Origin of the sequence: Shewanella sp. S1-49-MNA-CIBAN-0167 (genome assembly GCF_040310145.1) — a bacterium.
In the GTDB taxonomy this organism is placed as follows: Bacteria; Pseudomonadota; Gammaproteobacteria; order Enterobacterales; family Shewanellaceae; genus Shewanella; species Shewanella psychromarinicola.
Window position 1 is genome coordinate 1 of the sequence record NZ_JBEOPO010000549.1, and the last position, 224, is coordinate 224.

At 46.0% G+C, this 224-nt stretch carries 1 protein-coding gene; it reads left to right on the forward strand.

Annotated features, from left to right (window positions below):
- Nucleotides 1–224 (forward strand): Ig-like domain-containing protein (locus AAEZ00_RS22385; RefSeq protein ID WP_351090271.1); only part of this gene is annotated, 224 nt, incomplete at both ends.

The following is a 224-nucleotide window of genomic DNA, read 5'->3' on the forward strand; positions in this document are numbered from 1 at the left end:
TGGAATGGCCAAGTCCCTGTCATCACCTATACCACTAACACTGGTGAAACCGCGACGCTAACAATTCAAGTCACGCCTGTTAATGATGCGTCTGTACTTGTTAATGACAGCAATAGCGTTGCAGAAGATACTGCCGCCACCGGCAATGTATTAGATAACGACAGCGATGTTGATTCAGATTTAAGCGTAGTGAGCTTTGAAGTTGACGGCCAGACTTATTCTGC